Genomic DNA, 22,119 nt, shown 5'->3' on the forward strand with positions numbered 1-22,119 from the left:
GGTCTCTTTGGTCCAACCAGTTGCCGCCGACATGACCCGCCTCCGCATCGCCGAACAGGCCGCGCAGACCCTGCAGGCCATGGTCGCCAAGCGGGGTCTGCAGGCCGGTGACCGTCTGCCGGCCGAGCGCCAGCTGGCGGCCCAGCTCGGCATCTCGCGCGGTTCGCTGCGCGAGGCGATCCGCCTGCTCGACAGCCGCGGCCTGCTGCGCTCGCACCCGGGCGGCGGCACCTATGTCGCGCAGCCGGCCGACGAGGGCGGCGCGGCCGCCGGCCCGGCCGCCGATCCCATGCTGGCGCTGTTCCGCCAGAACCCCGAATACCGCTTCGACGTGCTGGAGGTGCGCCATGCGCTGGAGGGCAGCGCCGCCTTCTACGCCGCGCTGCGCAGCACCGACGAGGACCGCGCGCGCATCGTCGAGGCCCACCGCGCGATGGTGGCCACACCCGGCCACGAGGACCCGGTCAAGGCCGCGCAGGCCGATGCCGCCTTCCATCTGGCCATCGTCGAGGCCTCGCACAACCTGGTGCTGCTGCACGTGATGGAGAACCTGTTCGCGCTGCTGTCGACCAGCATCTCGCACAACCTCGGCCAGCTCTACGCGCTGCCGCGGGTGCAGGGCCCGCTGGCGACCCAGCACCAGGGCCTGCTGACGGCCATCCTCGACGGCCAGCCCGAGCAGGCCCGCCGCGCCGCCCAGGAGCACCTGACCTTCGTCGAGGAGGCGCTCAAGCGCATGGACGAGGAAGAGGCGCGCAAGCTGCGCTCGATGCGGCGCCTGACGGTCTGATCCCCGGCCGTCATCGGGCGCCGGTCAAGCCCCGATCAGGTCCCGCTCAAGCCCTGCTCAGGCCGCACACAGGCAGTGCCGCCGGTGGCGCCGGTCGGTCTTGCCGATGCCCGGGTTGAAGGTGTTGGTCGGGTCCAGCCGGCGGTAGAAGCCCTGCAGCCCCGGCTCGGCCTCGTAGAGATGGCCGACGTTGTGCTCGGCCGGGTACTTGGCGCCGCGGCCGTCGAGCAGATCCAGCATCGCGTGCTTGACCGCATCGGCGTCGGCGCCCTTCTTCAGCACGTAGTCCTGGTGGAAGACGTGGCACAGGAAGTGGCCGTAGATCAGCGTGTGCTCGATCTGGTCGGCGATGGCCGGCGGCAGGCGCTCGACCCAGTCGACGTCGTTGCGGCGCAGCGCGATGTCGAGCGCGATCAGGCCACCGACCTCGGCCGAACGCACCGTCTGCAGGCGGATCGCCGCCCCCGCGACGGCGAAGCGGTGCAGATAGGCCTGCGCCGCCTCCTCGGGCGTGCACTCGAAGAAATCGCCCTCGTTGGCCGGATCGGCGAAGAAGGCCGGCAGGAAGGCCTGTGCCTCGGCGATGCCGGCGTCGCTCATCTTGAGGATCAGGTGGTGCTCGTGGCGCTCACGGAAATCCAGCATGCGTCCGGGCAGGTGCTGCGGCAGGCACTGGCTGCCGAACTGCAGCAGGCGGTCGCTCAGATCGCGCGGCAGGAAGTCCAGCTTGTTCAGCGTCGCGTCGATGCGGCCCTTGGCGGCGAACAGGCGCGGCATGCGCGCGGTGCCCAGCTTCTGGATCGCGACGAAGGTGTCCTTGCCATAGCGCTCGGCGATGTCGAAGGCCTCGCGGTGCAGGTATTCGCCGACGTCGGGCAGGTGGGTGAAGCGCGACAGCAGGTGGCGGCGCAGCCGGGTCAGCACCTGCGCGTCGTTGGTGCCGATGTAGAAGGTGCGGTCCTGCGCCGGCACGGCGAAGGTGTCCAGCCGCACCGCGAACACCGCCAGCTTGCCGGCGCAGCCGCTGGCCTCGTAGAGGCGGCGGACATCGGCGTTGTAGCGCGCCGGGGTGTCGGCATCGACGTCGCGCAGGCGCTCGGCGTATTCGCGGTCCGAGGCCTGGAAGCCGCCGTCGTCGAGCCCGTCACAGCGGAAATCGCCGTCGGCCAGCCGTTGCAGCATGGTTTCGGGCGCGTCACCGAGCTCGATGCCCAGGTGGTTGACCAGCTCCAGCCGGCCCTCGGCCGTGACCTGCGCATACAGCGCCATCTCGGTGTAGGCCGGGCCGCGCTTGACCAGCGCGCCGCCCGAGTTGTTGGCCACGCCGCCGATGACCGAGGCCCCCAGGCAGGACGAGCCGATCACCGAGTGCGGCGCGCGGCCGATCGCCTTGAGCCGGCTCTCCAGCCCGTGCAGCGTGGCACCGGGCAGCGCCAGCACCTGATGTCCGCCGTTGAGCAGCCGCAGGCCATCCAGGCCCAGCACGTTGACCACCACCACCGGGCGGTCGTAGTCGTCGCCGCTGGGAGCCGAGCCTTCGGTCAGGCCGGTCTTGGCCGCCTGCAGGATGATGATGACGCCCGCGTCCACGCAGGCCTGCAGCACGCGCCACAGGCCGACCAGGGTCTCGGGAAAGACCACGGCCAGCGCCGCGCCGCTGCCGGAGCGGAAGCCCCGGCGGTAGTGCTCGTTGCGGCGGGCGTCGGTCTCGACGCGGCCGGCGCCGGGCAGGCCGCGCAGGCGCGCGATCAGCGCATGCTCGGTGCTGCTCATGACGGCAGTCGCGCGCCGGCGCGAGGACGGGTGGGGGCGGCCGCGGCGGTCGGCGGCGACGGAAGGCGGAGATCCACGGCGGGGTCCTGATGGGTACGGTGGGCGAGGGTGGCCGAGGGTGGCCGTAATTGGTCGGACCAGATCGGCTTCATCCGGCGGTCCGATGCCGCGTGGCGCCCCTCGGCGCCGACCGGCGGCCGCGATTCTCGGCCGCCGCCCCCGGGGTGGCGCAGCGAAGACGCGTGAAAGATCTTGCCGTGGCGCGTGAGCGCCGTGATGATTGGTCCGACCAATTTGCGCGGACCGGCATCGGCGTCTTCCGCTGCGCCCTGAGCGCACCGGATCCCGTGCCGATCCTGCGCCGGCGGCCGTTCAGGCCAGCATGTCCGCCCAGATCGTGCGCGCCCAGTGCCAGGCGTGGTCGGCCTCCACCGCGCTCGGCGCGGCCGACAGACCGCCCGCACCGGCCAGCGGCAGGTACTGGCGCTGCGCCGCATCCCAGCCGTGGACGCTGGCCACGTGCACCGCCCGTGTCGCGTCGACGAAGCTGTAGCAGGTGTTGACCAGCGGCAGCGGCCCCGGGTCGCCCTGGCCGCCCGGTTCGGCCACCAGTTCGGCCACCAGCGCGGCCGCCAGCACCTTGGCCTGGGCGTTGGCCATGTGGCCGCTCTTGGGCATGCCCGGCGGCGCACGCAGGCTGTCGCCGATCACGTGCACGCCGCTGGCCTGGCGTGCGGCGAAGGCCGGGCCCTCGGTGTCGGCCCAGCGGCCGTCGCCGCCGCACAGGCCGGTCTCGCGCAGCAGCGTGGGCGCGCGCATCGGCGGCAGCACGTTGAGCAGATCGGCCCGCTCGGGCTCCTGCAGGTCGAAGCGCAGCTCGCCGCGGGCACCATCGACCTCGACCAGGCGGTGGTCGGGCCGGTACTCCAGCAGGCCGCCGTAACGCTCGGCCCAGACGGCCTTGAACAGCGCGCCCTTGCTGACCACGTCCGGGTTGGCATCGAGCACCAGCAGCTTGGCGCGCGGCCGGTGCACGCGCAGCCAGTCGGCGATCAGGCTGGCCCGTTCATAGGGGCCGGGCGGGCAGCGGTAGGGCACCGGCGGCACGGTGATGACGACCCGTCCGCCGTCGGGCAGCGCCGCCAGGCGCTGGCGCAGGGCCAGCGTCTGCTCGCCGGCCTTCCAGGCGTGCAGCGCCTGGCCGCGGGCGGTGGCCTCGGGCAGGCCGGCGACGGCGCCCAGGTCCAGTTCGATGCCGGGCGCCAGCACTAGGCGGTCGTAGGGCAGGGTGGAGGCGCCGACCGCGGAGGCGGCGTCGGCCGGGCGTGGCAGGCCGTCACCGGCCAGGCGCAGCTGCCGCCGGGCGGTGTCGATGGCCAGCACCCGGTCGTGCACCAGCTCGACGCCGGCGCGCCGCAGGCCGTCGTAGCGGTGGCTGATCGCCCGCATCGGCAGCTGGGCGGTCAACACGAGATTGCTCATCGGGCAGCTGAGGAAGTGGCGCTGCGGCTCGATCAGCAGCACCTCCAGCCGATGGTTGGACAGCAGGCGCAGATAGCGTGCGGCGGTGGCGCCGGCATAGCCTCCGCCGACCACGACCACCCGCGCAGGGCGCAGGCGGGCCGGCGGGCTGCTGCCGCCACCGCCACCGCCACCGCCACCGCTGCTGGCCGCGGCGGGCGGGTTGCCGCCGTCGGGTGCGGCGGCGGGTGCGGGCGCGACGACGGGCAGGGTCTGCGCGGCGGCCGTGCGGCCCGGCAGACCGTCCCCGCCGGTGCCTGCGGCCAGCAGGCAGGCGCCGTCGCGCAGCCAGCGGCGGCGCGCGGGGCGATGACCGGGCTCCGCCGGGGCCGCGGGTCCGGTGTCCCTGGTGCCTTCGCCGGTCTCGCCGGCCTCCCCGGCCGTGTCCTGGTGGGCGGAGGACGGTGTCATCGATCGGTGCCGTGCGTGGACGCATCGTGCGATGCGCTGTCGTCGGCCGGTGTGGGCGGCGGAAGCTGCGCGAACCAGGCCGCGATGGCCGCCAGCTGTTGCGGCGTGTAGCCGCGCAGGATCTGCGGCATCAGCAGCGCCGGTTGGCGGCCGTCGCGCAGCGCGTCGAGCTGGGCCAGCAGCGCTGCGGCCGGCCGGCCGGCGAGGCCGGGCAGCCGTGCGCCCGGCAGAGCCCGGCCCTCGCGGCCGTGGCAGCTGGCGCAGGCCGCCGCCAGGGCCCGCCCCTGCAGCGCGGCCTCGGTGGCCAGCGGCGCGGCGTCGACCGGTGCGGCGGCCGTCCCCGCCGGCAGCGCCGCCCCCAGCGCGCCGAGGACGAGCAGGGCCGTTCCGGTCATCCGCCGCGCACCGGCCTTCCAGGGTGCGCACCGGCCATCCGGTCGGGACCCCTGCACCGACAAGATCCACCCCGGTCCGGGTGCCGTGGCACGGCGGCCAGCGAGAGGGGGCGGATGCAGCGGGATCTCGGGCATGACGGGATCCGATCACGGCGCGTCGGCGCTGTCATCCCGGGGCAAGGCCCGATGGTCGGCCGAGGCCGCGTCGTGCAGCGCCAGCGGCCGGGGCTGCCAGCTGGCCGGCAACAGGGTCAGCAGCTCGCGGCGTTGCCAGCGTTCGTCGATCAGCCAGACCTGGCCGCGGTCCTCGGGGCCACGGATCACGCGGCCGGCGGCCTGCACCACCTTGCGCAGGCCGGGCACGGTGTACGCATAGTCGCGGCCGGCGCGCTCGCCGAACGCGGCCTGCAGCCGCTCGCACAGGGCCTGGGCCCGGGCATCGATGCGTGGCAGGCCGAGCGTGGCGATGAAGGCGCCGATCAGACGCCGGCCCGGCAGGTCCACGCCCTCGCCGAAGGCCCCGCCCAGCACCGCGAAGCCCAGCCCCACGCCGTCGGGCCGGAAACGGTGCAGAAAGGCCTCGCGTGCGGCCTCGTCCATGCGCCGGTGCTGGCGCCAGGCCTCGATCGGCGGGGACCGGCCACGCTGCGCCGCCGCGTGGCCGGTCCCCTCCTCCATGCCACCCCTGCCGCCCGCATCACCGCGGCCGTCCTGCTCGGCCTGCCCGGTCTCCCAGGCCTGCCACACCTGATCGAGCTGCTCGAAGCTGCTGAAGAAGGCCAGGTAGTTGCCGGGGTTGCGGCGGATCGCGCCGTCCATCAGCCGGGCCAGTGGCGCAGCGGCGGCCTGGCGGGCCCGCCAGTGCATCGGCAGCCCGCTGACGCGGTGCACCTGCAGATGCGCTGGATCGAAGGGCGAGGGCAGATCCAGCCAGGCATGGTCCTCGGGCAGGCCCAGCAGGTCGGCATGGAAGCGCGGCGGCGCCAGCGTGGCCGAGCACAGCACCGCCCCGTGCGCCAGCGTCCAGCGTGTGCGCAGAAAAGGTGCCGGCCAGGCGTTGACCAGCGCCAGCCGGGCCGGCCCGTGCAGCGGGTGCAGCCCTTGCCACTCGACCAGCGTGTGGGCCGCGTCATGGCGCTCGGCCAGGCGGGCGAAGCCGGCCAGCTCCAGCCAGGCCTGTTGCCAGCGGCCGTCCGGACGCCAGGGCCCGGCCGGCGAGGCCAGGCCCTCGGGGTCGGCCAGCGCATCGCCGAGCACCCCGCTGACCTGGGCGATGGCCTCACCGAGGCCGGCCGGCAGTGTCCCGGTGTGGCGGACGCCGCCGGTGTCGTCCGGGGCGGGCCGGTTGGCCGTCTCGGGCGTCCCGGGCGTCCCGGGCCCGCCGCGCAGCAGCCCCAGCAGGCGGCGGATCGGGCGCTGCAGCACGGTCGGGGCCTCGCGCGCCAGTGCGCGCCACTGCAGCAGGTCCAGCTCGGCGCTGTACATGCCACGGGCGCGGTCGACCAGGTTGTGCGCCTCGTCGGCCAGCACCAGCATCTGCCAGTCGTTTTCCTGCGTCAGCGCGACGACCAGGGCGCTCGCGTCCAGCCACTGGTGGCAGTCGGCGACCACCACGTCGGCCCAGCGCACCAGCTCCTGCGCCAGGTAGTAGGGGCAGAGCGCGTGGGCCTCGGCGATCGTGCGCAGCGTGGCGCCGTCGAGCAGCACGGGCTGGGCGGTGGTGGTGGTGGTGCCTCCCGCGCCGGCCGCGCCGGCCGCGCCGCCCGCGCCGCCCGCGAGCTCGTCGCAACGCGCCAGTGCATCGGCCCGGGCAGCCGGCAGCTTGTCGAAGAAGGCCACGGCCAGCGGGCAGTCGCGCGCCTCGCAGCGGGCCTGCGGGTGCAGACAGGCCTGCTCGCGGGCGACCAGCTCCAGCACCCGCAGCGGCAGCGTGCGGCTCCGGGCCCGGTTGGCGGCGAGCGCCTGCAGCCACAGCGTGCGGCCGGTGTTGCGGGTGCTCAGCGCCAGGATCTTGTCCAGCCCCTGGTCGGCGCAGGCGCGCAGCGCCGGATACAGCAGGCCCTGGGTCTTGCCGGTGCCCGTGGGCGCCTGGGCCAGCAGCAGGCCGCGCCGCCGTGCGGCGGTGAACACCTGGCGCGCCAGCAGCTGCTGGCCGTCGCGGAACGTGCCATGCACGAAGGGCAGGGTGCTCAGGGCGGCGTCGCGGGCGCGGCGGTGGGCGGCCTGCAGCCGGGCCCAGGCCTGGTAGGGCGCACACAGGGCGGCCAGGTCGTCCTCCAGCGCGTCCGCGCTGCGGGTCTCGACGATCAGCGTCTCACCGCCGCTGACCAGATCGAGGTAGACCAGGGCCAGCTCGACCTGCGCCAGCCCCTCGGCGCGGCACAACAAGGCGCCGTAGACCCGCAGTTGCGCGCGGTGCAGCGCCAGCTGGCGCTCGGGCAGCCAGGCCAGCAGCTCGTCCGGCCGCGGCGGGCGCTGGCGGCGCTGGCCGGGCATGCGGTGGGTCTTGATCTCCTCCAGCCGCTGCCGTCCCGGGTCCCAGCCGTCGGCACGTCCACGCAGCACCAGCGCCTGCCAGCGGCCGTGCAGCGGCCACTCGGCGCGGTAGTCGGGGCCGCGGGCGGCCGCCACCCTCTGGTGGCCGGCGATGCCCTCGGCGGCCGTCGGCGCCGGGGTGTGGCGCAGGTCCAGGTCGCCACGCCGGGCGGCGAAGGCGCAGAGTTCGCGCACGCTCACGCGCAGGCCGGCGACGTCGTCGGTGGCCACCGGGGCGGCGCCGTGGCGCATGTCCAACGGGCTTGACGGGTGATCGGCGCTCACGTGCCGGCGCGGTGGCGCGGGTGCGCGGTTCTTGGCCGGCCGGTGGCCTGGCGGGACGGATGGGCGGGTGGTCGGCGCATGGTGGATGCCGTGGCAAGGGCGGACGGTCGGGCCGCCGGGGGGCGACGGGCGGGTGGGGGGCAGAGGGTGCGGGGCCGGGCGGGGCACGGTGCGTCGGGTCCTGCATCGACCGTGAAGACACCGCCGGCGACCTGGCGCAATCCCCAGCTGCCCGATCCGGATACGGATCGATGCCCTTGCGTACCCCGTATTCCCGTGGCAATTTCCGTCAGCTGCCCGGCAACGGAGACTGTATAACCATACAGAGATCCCGCCATGAATACCAAGCACCCTCCCAATCATTGCCGCCTGTGCGGCGCCACCAGCTACCGCGCCGTGATCGCCCGCGACGCCGCCGGAGCCTTGCGCGCCAACGGCCAGTACCAGTGTTCCGGCTGCGGCCTGGTCTTCCGTGATCCCAAGGACTGGCGCGGCAGTGCCTGCGCCGGTACCGGCACCGAGGGCGCTGCTGCCGCGGCCCCGGCGGTGGCGTCGCGCGCGGTCGCGGCGGCCTCGGCGCTGCTGATGCAGGCGCCCGTCTGAGCCGCGGTGACGGCACCCGGCGCACCCGGCAACACCCCGCCGGCACCGGCCACCGTCACTCCCACTCCAGTTCCGCCCAGGCCGCCGAGAGGTTGCGCCGGTGGTAGAGCGCGTACAGCGCCCAGCCGACCGCGCCTGAGGCCTGCGCCGGGCCCGGGCCGCCCGTTCCGGTCGCCGGCCGTGCGGGCCTGTCTTGTCCGGATCCGCCTTGTGCGGACGTGTCTTTTGCGGAGGGCGCGCCCTCCGCGCCCTCCCGGCGCAGCAGATCGCCCAGGCTGAGGCCGGCGTCCAGCGCGGACCGCACCGTCTGCGCCAGTCCGTCCAGATAGACGGCCTGCGCGCCGAGGGCCGTGCACCAGGGGCTGTCGGGCCGTCCGTCATGGCGCAGCACCGGCCCGTGGCCGGGCACGATCCAGTGCGGGCTGGCGGCCGCGCCCTGCGGGCCGCCGGCCGCGTGCGGCCCGTCCACGCCGCAGTCCCGCGCGCGCTGGGCGCCGGTCCAGGCCTGCCAGCCGCGCAGTCGGCCGTCGAGTGCCGGCACCCGCTGGTGGAACAGCAGATCGCCGGTCCACAGCACGCCGGCGGCGGGCAGCCAGACGCTCAGGTCGTTGTCGGTGTGGGCCGGGGGATGGGCCTGCAGGTGCAGCGTCTGCTCGCCCAGCGCCAGCAGCAGCGGCGCCTGCGGATCCACCGTGCGCCCGGGTCGCGGTGGTTCGGGCGATGCGCCGGCTGCGCCGATCTCGCGCTGCATCGCCGCCCGGTAGCCGGTGCTGCGCTGGCCCAGCGCCGCGGCGAGCCGCGCGTGGCCGACCATCGTCGGGTCGCGTTGCTGCGGCCCGGTGCCGTCGAAGGCCGCCAGCCCCAGCACATGGTCCGGGTGCATGTGGGTGGCGATGCGGTGGCACACCGGCAGCGCCGTGCGTGTCCGCAGCGCGGCCCGCAGCGCCCGGCCGACGGCCAGCGAGGCGCCGCCATCGATCACCGCCACGCAGTCGCCGCCGATGACGAAGCCGATGTTGGCGACATCGCCGAGGTTGTCCGCGTCGGGCTCGGCCTGCGCGCCCTCGTGCACCCAGACGCCCGGGGCCAGCTCGCGCATCGCCAGCGCGGATGCGCCCGGGACCGCTTCCGCCGTTGCCGCCGGTGGGCCGCCGGATGCCGCCTCCGCTTCCGCCATCGCCGTCGCCACACCGGCCGGCACCAGGGCCGCGGCGACGAACGGTGCCAGCCAGCGCGCCGTCGCGCCGCGGCCGCTCAGGCGCCGCCGATCGGCCACTGCTGCTCGAAGCGGGCGCCTTCGGTATCGACGACGCGGGCGTGCAGGATGCGGGCCCCGCGGGGGTCGAGCCGGAAGCGCAGGTGCGGGTTCTCGCTGAGCGTGAAGTCGACCCGGGCGTCCAGTAGCGGGGTGTCGTCCAGCCTCAGGGTGATCTCGCGCACGTAGCGCGGCAGCGGGGCCAGCCGGGTCAGCGGGTCGATCGCCAGGCCCGAGATCTGCGGATGGCGCACCATCAGCTGGCCGAGCGCGGGGCCGTCGCCGCCGTCCGGATCCGGGCCCACGTGCAGCCGCATGCGGCCCAGGCCGACCAGGGCCTCGGCCGGATCCTTGCCGGCCGGCGCCGAGCAGCCGCCCGAGGCCTTGATCGGCCGCGTCACCATCAGCAGCCGGCCGTCCGACAGCTCGGCGATCGCGCGCAGCGTCGTGTACTGCTCGACACGGACCCGCGTCTCCAGGTCGGCGCGGCCGCTGTGCGGCGTGAAGCCGATGTCCACGCCCATCGGCGAGGGGTTGTCGTCGATCACCAGCTGGAGCCGGCGCAGCCACAGCCCGGTCTGCTGCGGCTGCAGCGCCCGCACGCTGACCGGCACCACGGCCGCGTCCTCGGCGCGGGTCGGTGCCTCCAGCCGCAGCCAGTCGGCGCCGTCGGCGATCGGCCGCGCGCCGTACAGCGACTGCCGCAGCGCAGGCCAGGGATCGGCCACCGTGCGCGGCTGCGCCCCTGCCGCTGGCGGCAGCGCCAGCCCGGCGGCCCCCATCGCCAGCGCGCGGCCGAAGGCGCGCCGGTCGGGCTGCGTCAGCCACGCCGAAGGCGCCGTGCCGGTGGCCCCGGCGCGGGCGGGTGCCGTGCCCGTGTGCATGTGCATGTGCGTGTGCGTGCAGGCCACGGGCGCTGCGGCAGGAGGGCGGCGGGCTGAGGGCATCGGAAGCTCCACGGTGGGACGGTGGGCACGGCGCTGCGGAGTCCCGCAGCGGCCGGGCCTGCGGGCCCCGCGTCCAGCCGTGCCGGCCGAGTGTGGTGCGCCGGTGCCCCGGTCGGTATCGGGTCTGATCCGGTGGCGAGGCCGGCGGGCACGGGCGGACATCCGCGCCGACGGGGCTTCCCCACTTCTGTGCATGTGCGGCCCGCCGATGGAAAGAAGTCGCAGCCGTACGCGTCGCCGTGGGGTTAAAAACCACGGCAACCGCACCGCCTGCCGCGGCCCTCGATCGATCCGGAGCACCCCACGATGTCAGACCCTGCCCGCCACGTCGTCCTGCATTACGCGATGCCCAGCCGCGCCTGCGGCGTGCGCATGCTGCTGGAGGAACTGCGGGCGGACTACGCACTCTCGGTGATGGACCTGAAGGCCGGCGAGCAACTGCGGCCCGCCTTCCTCGCCCTCAATCCCTTGGGCAAGGTGCCCACGCTGCAGCACGGCGAGGTCATCGTCACCGAGCAGCCCGCCATCTACCTCTATCTGGCCGAGCTGTATGGCGAATGCGGCCTGTCGCCGCGGGTCGGTGATCCGCTGCGTGGCGCCTATCTGCGCTGGATGGTGTTCTACGGCAGCGCCTTCGAGCCCGCGCTGATCGACAAGGTCCAGGGCCGCGATCCCGGCCGCCGCACGGCGTCACCCTACGGCGACCACGAGCGCGTGATCGAGGCCGTGCGGGCCCAGCTCGCCCGCGGCCCCTGGATGCTGGGCGAGCGCTACACCGCCGTCGACGTGCTCTGGGGCTCGGCCCTCGGCTGGACACGCCGCTTCGGCATGCTGCCGGCGCTGCCGGAGATCGACGACTACGTCACCCGCTTCGAGTCCCGGCCGGCGGTCCAGCATGCGCGCACGCTGGATGCGGCGTTGATGGCGGCCTGAATCCGCTTCATGAGTCTGTCGTCGAACCTGCCCCGGACCGCCGCCGCGGCTGAACCCCGAGTCGCCGTTCTGGTCGACTGTGACAACACCAGCCCGGAAGTCCTGGACTACACGCTGCGGGTGGTCGCCCGGTTCGGTCGTGTGGTGTTGCGCCGTGGCTACGGCAACCACGCGACCCTGGCGCACCGCTGGCAGGAGGCCCTGGTGCGCCAGGCCTTCACACCTTGCTTGCAGTACCAGTACGCGGCGGGCAAGAACACCTCGGACATTGCGCTCGCCCTCGATGCGATGGAGGCGCTCTTCGATGACCGGGCCGACACTTTCTGCCTGGTGACCAGCGATTCCGACTTCGCCTATCTCTGCCGCAAGCTGCGCGAGCGTGGTGCGACCGTCCACATCGTCGGCGAGGCCAAGTCGCCTGATGCGCTGCGCAATGCGAGCGACCAGTTCTTCGAATGGGCCCGGCCGGTGCCTGTATCGGTTCCGGAGGCCGCAGCGGCCGCGCCATCCCAGCCGTTCGCGCCGGCCCGGCCCCCGGTAGCGATGGCGGCCGTGACCGGGGTTGGACGTGCGGACGCTGCGCGGGCCGTCCCGGCCCCGGCCCCGCCACCGTCCGCAGCGGCGACCGTCGTCAAGCGCAGGCCCTTGATGGTCGTCGAGGCCGTGCGTCTGATGGCGGCCGACACCCCCGAGGGCAAGGTCCATCTGGGCCCCCTTGGCCAATACCTGCGTCGCACCGATCCGGCCTTCTCGCCGCAGATCTACGGCCACTCCGGCCTGCTGGACATGCTGCGCACCTACGACCGTCTGGCCGTGCAGCAGGAGGTCGGCGGCTATTGGACGGTACGGCTGGGCCATGGCGGAGTCGAGCCCTCGGCGGGCGAGTCAGTCCGTCAGTCCATGGCCGTCTGAGTCCGACGCCTCACGCGACGCGCCCGGCTCCCTCGCCCGAGGTCCAGACCTCCCCACAGCCGCTGCCGCGCCGCGTGCAGATGTCACGCCTGCAGCCGGGCGCGGCGCGGCCGACATCCCGTCCAAGGGGCCGGTCGTGGCTCCGGCGCAGCCCGGCTCCGGCCCCTGTGACCGGTGGCGATTCCGGCTCCGCGGTGGCCCTCACGGCCTGGCGGCCCGGAAGCGCACGCAGGCCTGGCGGGCTGGTCTTTCCTCGACCGGGCCTGTGGCCGGTACGCTGCGACTGTCACCCGTATGGCGATCGACCGACTCTGGCGTCTGGCTGCCGCGACCACCCGCGCGACCCAGGGTACGGCGATGCGCGAGGCCGCCGGCCGGGCCGAGGCCGGGCCGGCGCTGCTGCGGCGCCGTCTGCCGGACGAGGAGGGGGCGGCCGTCGGCGGCGCCTGGCCGCTCGATCTGGCAACGGCCGACGATGCCGCGGGCTCCGGGCCCGCCGCGCCGCGCGCGCTGGCACCGCATGCGCAGGTGATGCTGGGTTCGGCGGGCGATGGCAGCTTCCGCCCCGCGGTGCGGCCCGGGGCCTGCCGCCTGCAGTACCCGCGCGGCGTGGCCTGCACCACTGATGGCGCGTTGTGGGTGGCCGACAGCGGTCACCACCGCCTGCTGGGCTGGGCCCGCGTGCCGCAGGCCGACCATGCGCCGGCCGACTGGGTGATCGGCCAGCCCGATCTGGACGCGGAGGCGCGCAACCGCGGCGGCGCGGTGCGTCCGTCCAGCCTGAATGCGCCGCACGGTCTGTGCGCCTGCGACGACGGCCTGGCCGTGGCCGACGCCTGGAACCACCGCGTGCTGCTGTGGCGGCGCGCGCCGACCCGCAGCGACGTGCCGCCGGACGTGATCCTCGGCCAGGCCGATGGCGCGGCCGGTCTGCCCCAGGGCGGCCGCGCACAGCCGGATGCGGCTGGCATGAACCTGCCCGCCGGCGTGCACTGGGACGGCGCCCGGCTGTGGGTGGCCGACAGCGGCAACGGCCGCCTGCTGGTCTGGGACGGTCTGCCGCACCGCGATGGCCAGCCGGCCGACCGCGTGCTGGTCATCGGTGGCCGTCCGGTCGCGCTCGCGCACTGGCGCCACCATCTGGTGGTGGCCGATGCCGACGGCCATCGCCTGCTGCTGTGGGGCGGCGAGCCGCTGCGCGACGACGAAGCGCCCCGCGGCTGCTTCGGCCAGGATCTGGCGGCGGCGCCGCCGCTGCGTCCCAACCGCGGTGAGGTGGCCAGCGCCGCCGATCGCCTGTGGTCGCCGCAGGCGCTGATGTGTCTGCCCGGCGTCGACAGCGGGCTGCTGCGTGGCGTCAATGACGCGCTGCTGGTGGCCGACAGCGGCAACTCGCGCCTGCTGCGCATCGACGCCCCCTGGCACGACGAGGCCAGCGCCCTGGTCGGCCAGACGCACTGGCGCGAACGCGGCGACAACCGCTGGCAGTTCGCCAGCCGGGACAGCCTGAACCAGCCCCAGGGCCTGGCCTGGACCGGCGACGCGGTGGTGGTGGCCGACAGCGGCAACCACCGCGTGCTGGTCTGGCCGGTGGACTGAGGGCCGGCGCGCGGGTGCGGCCGGCGCTGTCCGGCCGCGCCCGCGGATGCGGGAGGGCGATGTGTCCGGTGCGGTCCGGTGCCGCCCCGTGTCGAAGGCGGCCGGGGCGGGCGGCCCGACGGTTTCCAGCGTCGGGGGGGGCGGGGAGGACGGGGGTGACGGGTGTGCGGACTTCCGCATCCGCCGGCAGGGCGTCGGTGCGGTTGATGCAGCGCAGGTCGCTCGCCCGATGACCCTGCGCCATACTCGCGCCGCTGTCGGGGTCAAGGTCGCGCCGGGGGGGCGCGGCGGGCTGGACAGAGGATGTTCCGGACATGTCTTGCACGAACGTGCGCTCCCGGCCCTGGCGGCCGGTCCTGGCCGCGGTGGCGGCCGCGGCGCTGCTGGCGCTGGCCGGCTGCAAGCCGGACGACACGGCCATTCTGGCCGCCGCCCGGCAGCAGCTCGAACAGGGGCGCCTGGACGACGCGGCCACCCACCTGAAGGACGTGCTGGCGCGCCAGCCGGGCTCCGGCGAGGCGCGCGCGCTGCTCGGCCGGGTGCACCTGGCCGCCGGCGATGCGGTGGCGGCCGAGGCCGAGCTGCGCCGCGCGCTGCAGGCCGGCCAGGCCGAGGACCGCGTGCTGCCGCCGCTGGCCCGGGCGATGCTGGCGCAGGGCCGTGCCGCGGCGCTGACGCAGGAGTTCGGGACCCGCCGGCTGGCCGATGACGCGGCCGCGGCCGAGTTCGGCACCACGCTGGCCGAGGCCCATGCCCAGCAGCGGGACACCGCGGCGGCCGCGCGCACGCTCGACGCGCTGCTGCAGCGCCTGCCCACGCACCTGCCGGCGCGGCTGATGCAGCTGCGTCTGCAGGCCGCGACCGATCCGGCCGGCGCCCTGGCCGCGCTCGACCGGCTGCTGGCCGATCCGGCGGCCGGCGCGTCGGCCGCGGCCCACCAGCTGCGCGGTGAGCTGCGCCTGGCCGCCGGCCAGGCCGAGGCGGCCATCGGCGACTGGCAGCGGGCCGTCGCGCTGCAGCCCGGCGCCGTCGAGGCCTACGTGGCCTTGATCCCGGTGCTGCTCGAACGCCAGGGCCTGGAGGCCGCGAAGGCGCCCTTCGAGCAACTGCGTCAGCAGCGCCCGGGCCATCCGCAGACGCGCTACTTCGACGCCCTGCTGGCCCTGCGCGCCGGCGAGCTGCCGCGCGCGGCCAGCGCCATCACGCCCTTGCTGCGGGGCGCGCCGTCCGATGCCCGGGTGCTGATGCTGGCCGGCGAGATCGCCCATGCCCAGGGCCAGCATGCCCAGGCCTTCACCCACTTCGCCAAGGTGCTGCAGGCCGCACCCGGCTATGCCCTGGCCCGCCGCTGGCTGGCGCGGGCCCAGGCCGACGGCGGTCAGCCCGACAAGGCCTTGCAGACGCTCAAGCCGCTGCTCGATGCGCAGCCGCCCGATGCCCAGGCGCTGACCTTGGCCAGCGGCTGGCAGTTGCGCGCCGGCGATGCGGCCGGTGCCCAGGCCAGCCTGGCCCGCGCCGCGCAGGTCCGGCCTGACGATGCGCGTCTGCAGGCCGTGCAGCGCCTGGCCGCCGTCGCGCCGGATGCGCCGGCCGCGCGCCAGCAGGCGCTGCAGCAGGAGCTCGAACGCCTGGCCGCGCGCGACCGCGGCCCGCGCATCGACCTCGCGCTGGTGGCCACCCGCCTGCGCGCGGGCGATCCCGAGGGCGCGCTCAAGGCCGTCGATGCGCTGGCCGCCAAGCAGGGCCCGGCCAGCCCCCTGGCCGACCATCTGAGGGGTCGCATCGCCGTGCTGCAGGGCCGGCCGGACCTGGCCCGGGCCGCCTTCGGCGCCGCGCTCAAGACCGACGCCGAGTTCCTGCCCGCGCTGGCGGGTCTGGCCGCCGTCGATCTGGCCGAGGGCCGTGCGGTCGAGGCCCGTCAGCGCTACGAGGCCCTGGTCAAGCGCCAGCCGGCCCATGCCGAGGCCCTGCAGGCGCTGGCCTTGCTGGCCCGCCGCGAGGGCCGCACGGCCGAGGTGCTGACCTGGCTGGAGCGCGCGGTGCAGGCCGCACCGAGCGATGCGGCCGTCCGCCGCGCGCTGATCGACGAGCTGCTGGGCCAGCACCAGAACGCCCGTGCGGTGGATGCGGCGCGGGCCGCCCTGGTCGCGCTGCCGCAGGACGGCAGCCTGCACGAGCGGCTGGGCCGCGCGCAGCTGGCCGACGGCCAGCCGCAGGCCGCGGTCTCCAGCTTCGGCCAGTGGGCCACGCTGCAGCCGCGCCAGCTCGCGCCGCTGATCGCCCAGGCCGAGGCCCAGGCTGCCGCCGGCGAGCTGCGCGCGGCCGGTGCCACGCTGCAGCGCGCGCGGGCCATCGACGAGGCCCACCCGGCCCTGCTGCGTGCCCTGGCCGCCCAGGCCCTGCGCGAGGACCGGCCCGACGAGGCGCTGCGCCAGGCCCGCCGCCTGCAGCAGCAGCCGGCCGCGGCGGCCGATGGCCACCGGCTCGAAGGCGATCTGGCGGTGCAGGGCCGGCAGTGGCCGCAGGCCGTCGCCGCCTACCAGCAGGCGCTGCGCCTGGCCGCCGATCCGGCCGATCTGCCGATCCGCCTGCACACCACGTTGCTGGCGGCCGGTCGCGCCGACGAGGCCGCCCGGCTGGCCGAGGACTGGCAGCGCAGCCATCCGACCGACATGCTGTTCCAGCTGCGCCTGGCCGACGCGGCCGCCCTGCGCCGCGAGCTGCCGCAGGCCGAGCAGCTCTACCGGCAGACGCTGCAGCGCTTTCCCGGCCAGCCGATGGCGCAGAACAACCTGGCCTGGCTGCTGTGCTCGCAGCGCAAGCCCGGCGGTGTGGCGCTGGCCCGCCAGGCGCTGGCCACGCAACCGTCCGAGGCCTCGTTCCATGACACGCTGGCCAGCTGCCTGGCCGCGGAGGGCCAGCTGCCGCAGGCCATCCGGGCCCAGCAGCAGGCGCTGGCGCTGTCGGGCGGCGCGCCGCGCTATCGCCTGCAGCTCGCCCGCTGGCAGCTGATGGCGGGCGAGCGCGCACCGGCCCGCACCGAGCTGCGCCAGCTGCAGCGCCTGGGCCCTCGCTTTGACCGTCAGGCCGAGGTCGAGGCGCTGTTGAAATCGGTCGGTGGCTGAACGAAAGATGAACGCCACATGATCGCTGGATGAGTGGTTGAGGCCCTGAATGCAAGCGGATGTGTCCGTCGATCAGCCGACGGGAGAGGGCGGTTCCCGGCCGTGAGGCTCATCGTGTGAGCGATTCACTGTCGGCACAACTGACACCCGGCCGGAAACATTTTTTTCAGTTCCGGAAATCATGCCGCAGAGTAAGCACTTGCAAGGCTGGAACGCGGATTGCGTGTCCCTTCGCGCATGCGGGGTCACGAAGGGACATCCGGCCGTCCCGGCCGGACGGGCGTGATCCGCGTCGATGAGGAGCGAACACATGTTGCAACACACGGGCGGCCGGATGCCGCGGGATCGGGTGATCGGGCGCCGCGCCGCCGGCTGGATGGCCGCGGCGGCGATGCTGGCCGCCTCCGGCGCGGCACAGGCCGACATGTCGGTCGTTCTCGGCGGGCTGGGCGGCACCTCGGGCTACGGCACGCAGGTCATGACGCCCAATGACGACCAGTCGTCCAGCCGTCTGGACCTGCCGTTCACGCTGAACTTCTACGACAGCGTCTTCAGCACCTTCTTCGTCAACAACAACGGCAACATCACGTTCAACGGCGCGGTCGGCACCTTCACGCCGACGGCCTTCCCGATCGCCAGCCAGCCGATGATCGCGCCCTACTGGGGCGACGTCGACACCCGCTGCAACACCTGCGGCGCGGTGTACGTGGCCACGCCGAACGCGGACACGGTGGTCGTGACCTGGGACCGCGTCGGCTACTTCGCGGGCCACGCCGACCGCACCAACACCTTCCAGCTGGTGCTGCGCGACCGTGACGACACCAACGCCGCCGGCCAGGTCGGCGCCAACTTCGACATCGAGTTCCGCTACGGCCAGCTGACCTGGACCACCGGCGACGCCAGCGGCGGCTCGGGCGGCACGGGTGGCGTGCCCGCGCAGGCCGGTCTGGACGCGGGCAACCGCACCGACTTCTTCACGCTGCCGGGCTCGCGCACGGCCTCGGTGGTGGCGCTGGCCGACACGTCCAACGTCTCGGCCGCCACGCCGGGCCTGTGGTCGTTCTCGGTGCGCAACGGCGAGACGCCGGGGGCCACCTCGGACAACCCGCTGATGCCGGTGGTCAACGACGGCAGCTGGTCGTTCAACTTCAACATCGGGCCGAACACCAATGGCGGCATCGGCGTCAACGGCCGTCCGATCTTCATCGACCCGGTGATCGCCGTCGGCTACGACTACGCGGTGTCCAGCGGCCCGAACTTCCAGTCGGTGCTGCTGCCGGTGGGCATCGGTGACGGTCTGTACGACCTGTGGCTGTGGGACAGCGCGCTCGGCGCCTGGGTCGACAGCGGCACGGACCTGAGCGGTGGCGTCAGCCATGACTTCGGTACGGCGGGCGTCGACCGCTTCCGCATCGCCGGCATCGAGACCGCGGCGGGCCTGAACCCGAACGACACCAACGCCTTCGTCACCGGCCTGACCTTCGTCAGCGGTGGTTCGGTGCAGATGTCGATGACGCCGATCACGGTCGACACCGGTACTGGCGGTGGTGGCACGAACCCGGTGCCGCTGCCGGGCTCGCTGCCGCTGGCTGCCCTCGGCCTGGCCGCGCTGTGGGCGCGTCAGCGTCGCCAGCGCGCGCACTGAGCGGACATGCACCCGCCCTCCCCGCCGCCGGCCACGCCTGAGGCCCGCACCTGGCGCACCGAGGTGGCGATGCGGCCGGCTTCTGCGGCCGCGTGGACCGGCGCCTTGCGCCGGGCGCCGCTGCTGCTGGCCCTGGCGTGGCCGCTGGCCGGGGTGGCGGCCGATGGCGGGGTCGGTGCGGCCGGCGGTGCCACGGCCGGCGCCGGCACCGGGGTCCGCCCGGGTGCCGCCGCGCCGGTCGGTGGCCGCGCGCCGGGCCGCATCAGCGACCGCATCTTCGGCGCCTGGAGCCTGGCCTGCCCTCCGGGGCGGGCACCGTGCACGCTCAGCCAGGTCGTCGCCCGCGATCCGTCCGGCCGCCAGGTGGTGCTGGGTGCATCGGTGGTGATGGCGGTGGCCGACGCGAAGCCGGGCGCCCGCCCGGCGCCGCGGCCACGGCTGGAGTTCCGCATGAGCGCCGCCGCCGTGCGCGAGGCCGGCGTCGGTCTGAAGATCGGCAACGGTGCCGAATACCGGTTGCCGATGGGGCGCTGTCTGCCGCAGGCCTGCACGGCCGGCGGCTGGCTCGATGACGGGCTGCGCCGGGCGCTGGCCGGCGCGCCGGCCGCCCAGGTCGCCTTCCTGATGCCGCCGCGCCAGCAGGTCACGGTGCCGCTGGCACTGACCGGCCTCACCGAGGGCCTGCAGGCGCTGGCCGAGACGGCGGGCGGGCGCCGCTGAAGGCGCGTGGCTGCGCCGACATCGGCGAAGATGCCATCCCATGACCGCCCTGCACACCGGCCCCGATGGCCAGCTCCGCTGCACCTGGTGCGCGGCCACGCCCGACTACATCGCCTATCACGACGAGGAATGGGGCTTTCCGGTCGCTGACGACCGGCGCCTGTTCGAGAAGCTCTCGCTCGAGGCCTTCCAGTCGGGCCTGAGCTGGCGCACCATCCTGACCAAGCGCGCCAACTTCCGCGCTGGCTTCGCCGGCTTCGACATCGAGGTGCTCGCCACCTGGGGCGAGCCCGAGGTGCAGCGCCTGCTGGGGGACGCCGGCATCGTGCGCCACCGCGGCAAGATCGAGGCGGTGCTGAACAATGCCCGCCGCGCGCAGGAACTGATCCGCGACGAGGGCTCGCTGGCTGCGTACGTCTGGCGTCATGAGCCGACGCGCGACGACCCGCCCGAGGCCGGTCCGGTCGTCGGCCAGACCGCCGTCTCGCAGGCCATCAGCAAGGACCTCAAGCGCCGCGGCTGGGCCTTCGTCGGCCCGACCACGGTCTATGCCTTCATGCAGGCCATGGGCCTGGTCAACGACCATGCCACCGGCTGCGCCTGGCGGGCCCGGGTGACGGCGGCGCGGCGCGCGTTCCAGCGGCCCGTCTGAGCGGCGGCCTCCGCCGCCCTCCGCCGCTCCCGGCCTCTCTCAGCCGCCCGGTGCCGGCACGATGGTGCCGCTGCACGGGCCGAAGCCGATGCGCCGGGCACCCGGGCGCTCGCACCAGCCGGCCAGCGACAGCGTGTCGCCGTCTTCCAGGAAGCGGCGCTGCTCGCCGTTGGGCAGCGTGATCGCCGTCTTGCCGCCGCCGGTGGCCTCCAGCAGCGAGCCGGCCTGCTCGCGCGCCGGGCCGCTGAGCGTGCCCGAACCCAGCAGATCACCGGCCTGCAGATTGCAGCCGCCGACCGTGTGGTGGGCGATCAGCTGGGCCACCGTCCACCAGGCCGCCTCGCCGGCATGGCTGCGCGAGATGACGGCCGGTGCCAGGCCGGCCTCCCGCATGGCCGCGGTCTGCAGCCGCACCTCCAGCGTGATGTCGAAGGCGCCGTGGGCGCGGTCGGCCGGGTCGTCCAGATAGGGCAGCGGCGCGGCCTGGCCGGCCGGGCGGCGCAGCGGGCCGCGGAACGGCGCCAGGGCCTCCGGCGTCACCACCCAGGCGCCCAGCGTGGAGCCGAAGTTCTTCGACAGGAAGGGGCCCAGCGGCTGGTACTCCCAGGCCTGGATGTCGCGTGCCGACCAGTCGTTGAACAGCGTGATGCCGAACAGCGCGTCGCCGGCGCGCTCGACCGGCACCGGCTCGCCCAGCGCGTTGCCCTCGCCGATCAGGAAGCCCAGCTCCAGCTCCAGGTCCAGCCGCTGGCAGGGGCCGAAACCGGGCCGGTCCTCGCCGGTGGCCGGGGCCCGCTGGCCCTGGGGCCGGCGGATCGGCGTGCCGCTGGGCACGATGGACGAGGCGCGGCCGTGGTAGCCGATCGGCACCCAGGTGTAGTTCGGCAGCAGCGGGCTGTCCGGGCGGAACAGGCGGCCGACGGCGGTGGCATGGTGGATGCCGATGTAGAAGTCGGTGTAGTCGCCGATGCGGCAGGGCAGGCCGAGCTCGATCGCCGCCTGCGGCAGCAGGCAGGGCCGCAGTGCGTCCTCGGCCGGGTGGCCGGCGCGCAGCGCGCGCGAGAGCATGGCGCGCAACTGCCGCCGGGCCGCGGCGCCGAGCGCCATGAAGCCGATCAGGTCACCGGCGGCCAGCGGGGCGAGCAGCGTGGCCAGGGGCAGCGCCGGGGGCGCGGCTGCCGCTGCGGGTGCCCCCGACGGGCCTTCGGCCGGGTCGAGGCCGCGCAGCGCACCGGCTGCCGACGGGGCGTCCAGTGCGGCCGCCATCGCGGCCAGATCCAGCACCTGGTCGCCGATCGCGATGCCGATGCGCCAGCGGCCGGCGGCCGCACCCGGCGCCCGCTCGCGGAAGCGGCCGAAGGGCAGGTTCTGGATCGGGAAGTCGGTGTCGTCCGCGTTGGCGCTGGCGACCCAGCTGCGCAGCGTCGGATCGTGGCTGTCGTCGAGGGCCGGGGAACGCACGGTCGATCCGCTCATTGCGCGAACTCCCGGCGGTGCAGGAAGTCGGCGTGGCGCGGGGCGCGCTTGGTGGCGCTCCAGTCCTCGAGCATCTGCCACTTTACGGCGTCCATGCGCTGCAGCAGGGCGGCTTCGTCGGGATCGGGGCAGGCGAGCTCCAGACGATGGCCGTTGGGGTCGAAGAAGTAGATGGAGTGGAAGGCGCCGTGGTCGGTGGTGCCGAGCACGCTGACGCCCTCGGCCTCCAGATGGGCCTTGTAGGCGAGCAGGGTGTCGCGGTCGGCGACGCGGAAGGCGATGTGCTGCACCCAGGATGGCGTGTTGGGGTCGCGGCCCATCGGCGGCTTCGTCGGCAGCTCGAAGAAGGCGAGCACGTTGCCGCCACCGGCGTCGAGGAAGATGTGCATGTAGGGATCGGGCTCCTTCGTCGAGGGCACGAGGTCCTCGGCGATGGCGAGCACGAAGTCCATCTTCAGCATGCGCTGGTACCACTCGACGGTCTCCTTCGCGTCCTTGCAGCGGTAGGCGACGTGGTGGATGCGGTCGATCTTCATCATCAT

General features: G+C 74.7%; 17 protein-coding genes. 9 read left to right on the forward strand and 8 right to left on the reverse strand.

The features are described from left to right. The first annotated feature begins 31 nt into the window (after positions 1 to 31). Positions 32 to 790, forward strand: coding sequence for an FCD domain-containing protein (locus AACH11_RS16555; protein WP_341375359.1), 759 nt, complete (start codon positions 32 to 34; stop codon positions 788 to 790). A 57-nt stretch (positions 791 to 847) separates the two neighbouring features. On the opposite strand, the gene dld is transcribed toward AACH11_RS16555, so the two are convergent. The 4 genes from dld to AACH11_RS16575 all read right to left on the reverse strand — a co-directional run bounded on the left by dld (position 848) and on the right by AACH11_RS16575 (position 7,677). Further along, positions 848 to 2,563 (reverse strand): D-lactate dehydrogenase, encoded by a 1,716-nt coding sequence (gene dld / locus AACH11_RS16560; RefSeq protein WP_341375360.1) that lies wholly within the window; start codon positions 2,561 to 2,563, stop codon positions 848 to 850. 372 nt (positions 2,564 to 2,935) lie between these two features. Then, complete coding sequence (locus tag AACH11_RS16565; protein ID WP_341375361.1) at positions 2,936 to 4,495, reverse strand: NAD(P)/FAD-dependent oxidoreductase; 1,560 nt, start codon at positions 4,493 to 4,495, stop codon at positions 2,936 to 2,938. Further along, positions 4,492 to 4,890, reverse strand: a complete 399-nt coding sequence (locus AACH11_RS16570) for a c-type cytochrome (protein WP_341375362.1) — start codon at positions 4,888 to 4,890, stop codon at positions 4,492 to 4,494. Before AACH11_RS16570 ends, AACH11_RS16565 begins: the two co-directional genes overlap by 4 nt. Positions 4,891 to 5,037: 147 nt before the next feature. Continuing rightward, positions 5,038 to 7,677 carry an ATP-dependent DNA helicase gene (locus AACH11_RS16575; RefSeq protein WP_341375442.1) on the reverse strand — a complete coding sequence of 880 codons (2,640 nt, stop codon included), beginning with the start codon at positions 7,675 to 7,677 and terminating at the stop codon, positions 5,038 to 5,040. Positions 7,678 to 8,046: 369 nt separating this feature from the next. Between AACH11_RS16575 and AACH11_RS16580 the strand changes: the two genes are divergently transcribed. Beyond that, complete coding sequence (locus tag AACH11_RS16580) at positions 8,047 to 8,313, forward strand: hypothetical protein (RefSeq protein WP_341375363.1); 267 nt, start codon at positions 8,047 to 8,049, stop codon at positions 8,311 to 8,313. A 55-nt stretch (positions 8,314 to 8,368) separates the two neighbouring features. Here AACH11_RS16580 and AACH11_RS16585 read toward each other — a convergent pair whose 3' ends face one another. Both AACH11_RS16585 and AACH11_RS16590 read right to left on the reverse strand, forming a co-directional pair. Continuing rightward, positions 8,369 to 9,412 carry an MBL fold metallo-hydrolase gene (locus AACH11_RS16585; protein ID WP_341375364.1) on the reverse strand — a complete coding sequence of 348 codons (1,044 nt, stop codon included), beginning with the start codon at positions 9,410 to 9,412 and terminating at the stop codon, positions 8,369 to 8,371. Positions 9,413 to 9,567: 155 nt separating this feature from the next. After that, positions 9,568 to 10,458: a quinoprotein dehydrogenase-associated SoxYZ-like carrier gene (locus tag AACH11_RS16590; protein WP_341375365.1), complete on the reverse strand. Its 891-nt coding sequence runs from the start codon at positions 10,456 to 10,458 to the stop codon at positions 9,568 to 9,570. Between the two features lie 363 nt (positions 10,459 to 10,821). Between AACH11_RS16590 and AACH11_RS16595 the strand changes: the two genes are divergently transcribed. The 7 genes from AACH11_RS16595 (at position 10,822) to AACH11_RS16625 (ending at position 20,101) form a co-directional block, all read left to right on the forward strand. Beyond that, entirely contained in the window at positions 10,822 to 11,448 is a 627-nt protein-coding gene (locus tag AACH11_RS16595; RefSeq protein ID WP_341375366.1) for a glutathione S-transferase family protein, read from the forward strand. Positions 11,449 to 11,457: 9 nt separating this feature from the next. Continuing rightward, a complete protein-coding gene (locus tag AACH11_RS16600; RefSeq protein ID WP_341375367.1) occupies positions 11,458 to 12,360 on the forward strand; it encodes an NYN domain-containing protein in 903 nt (300 codons plus the stop codon). A gap of 294 nt (positions 12,361 to 12,654) precedes the next feature. Further along, on the forward strand, positions 12,655 to 13,959 hold the full coding sequence (locus AACH11_RS16605; protein WP_341375368.1) for an NHL repeat-containing protein: 1,305 nt from the start codon (positions 12,655 to 12,657) through the stop codon (positions 13,957 to 13,959). A gap of 314 nt (positions 13,960 to 14,273) precedes the next feature. Beyond that, positions 14,274 to 17,084 (forward strand): XrtA/PEP-CTERM system TPR-repeat protein PrsT, encoded by a 2,811-nt coding sequence (gene prsT / locus AACH11_RS16610; RefSeq protein WP_341375369.1) that lies wholly within the window; start codon positions 14,274 to 14,276, stop codon positions 17,082 to 17,084. A 310-nt stretch (positions 17,085 to 17,394) separates the two neighbouring features. Continuing rightward, entirely contained in the window at positions 17,395 to 18,729 is a 1,335-nt protein-coding gene (locus tag AACH11_RS16615) for a nidogen-like domain-containing protein (RefSeq protein WP_341375370.1), read from the forward strand. 6 nt (positions 18,730 to 18,735) lie between these two features. After that, complete coding sequence (locus tag AACH11_RS16620) at positions 18,736 to 19,449, forward strand: invasion associated locus B family protein (protein WP_341375371.1); 714 nt, start codon at positions 18,736 to 18,738, stop codon at positions 19,447 to 19,449. Between the two features lie 40 nt (positions 19,450 to 19,489). Then, positions 19,490 to 20,101 carry a DNA-3-methyladenine glycosylase I gene (locus AACH11_RS16625; protein WP_341375372.1) on the forward strand — a complete coding sequence of 204 codons (612 nt, stop codon included), beginning with the start codon at positions 19,490 to 19,492 and terminating at the stop codon, positions 20,099 to 20,101. A gap of 39 nt (positions 20,102 to 20,140) precedes the next feature. Here AACH11_RS16625 and fahA read toward each other — a convergent pair whose 3' ends face one another. Further along, on the reverse strand, positions 20,141 to 21,577 hold the full coding sequence (fahA, locus tag AACH11_RS16630; RefSeq protein ID WP_341375373.1) for a fumarylacetoacetase: 1,437 nt from the start codon (positions 21,575 to 21,577) through the stop codon (positions 20,141 to 20,143). Further along, on the reverse strand, positions 21,574 to 22,113 hold the full coding sequence (locus AACH11_RS16635; RefSeq protein WP_341375443.1) for a VOC family protein: 540 nt from the start codon (positions 22,111 to 22,113) through the stop codon (positions 21,574 to 21,576). Before AACH11_RS16635 ends, fahA begins: the two co-directional genes overlap by 4 nt. Between the last annotated feature and the right edge of the window lie 6 nt (positions 22,114 to 22,119).

The sequence above is a fragment of the Pseudaquabacterium rugosum genome, from assembly GCF_038066575.1.
In the GTDB taxonomy this organism is placed as follows: Bacteria; Pseudomonadota; Gammaproteobacteria; order Burkholderiales; family Burkholderiaceae_C; genus Pseudaquabacterium; species Pseudaquabacterium rugosum.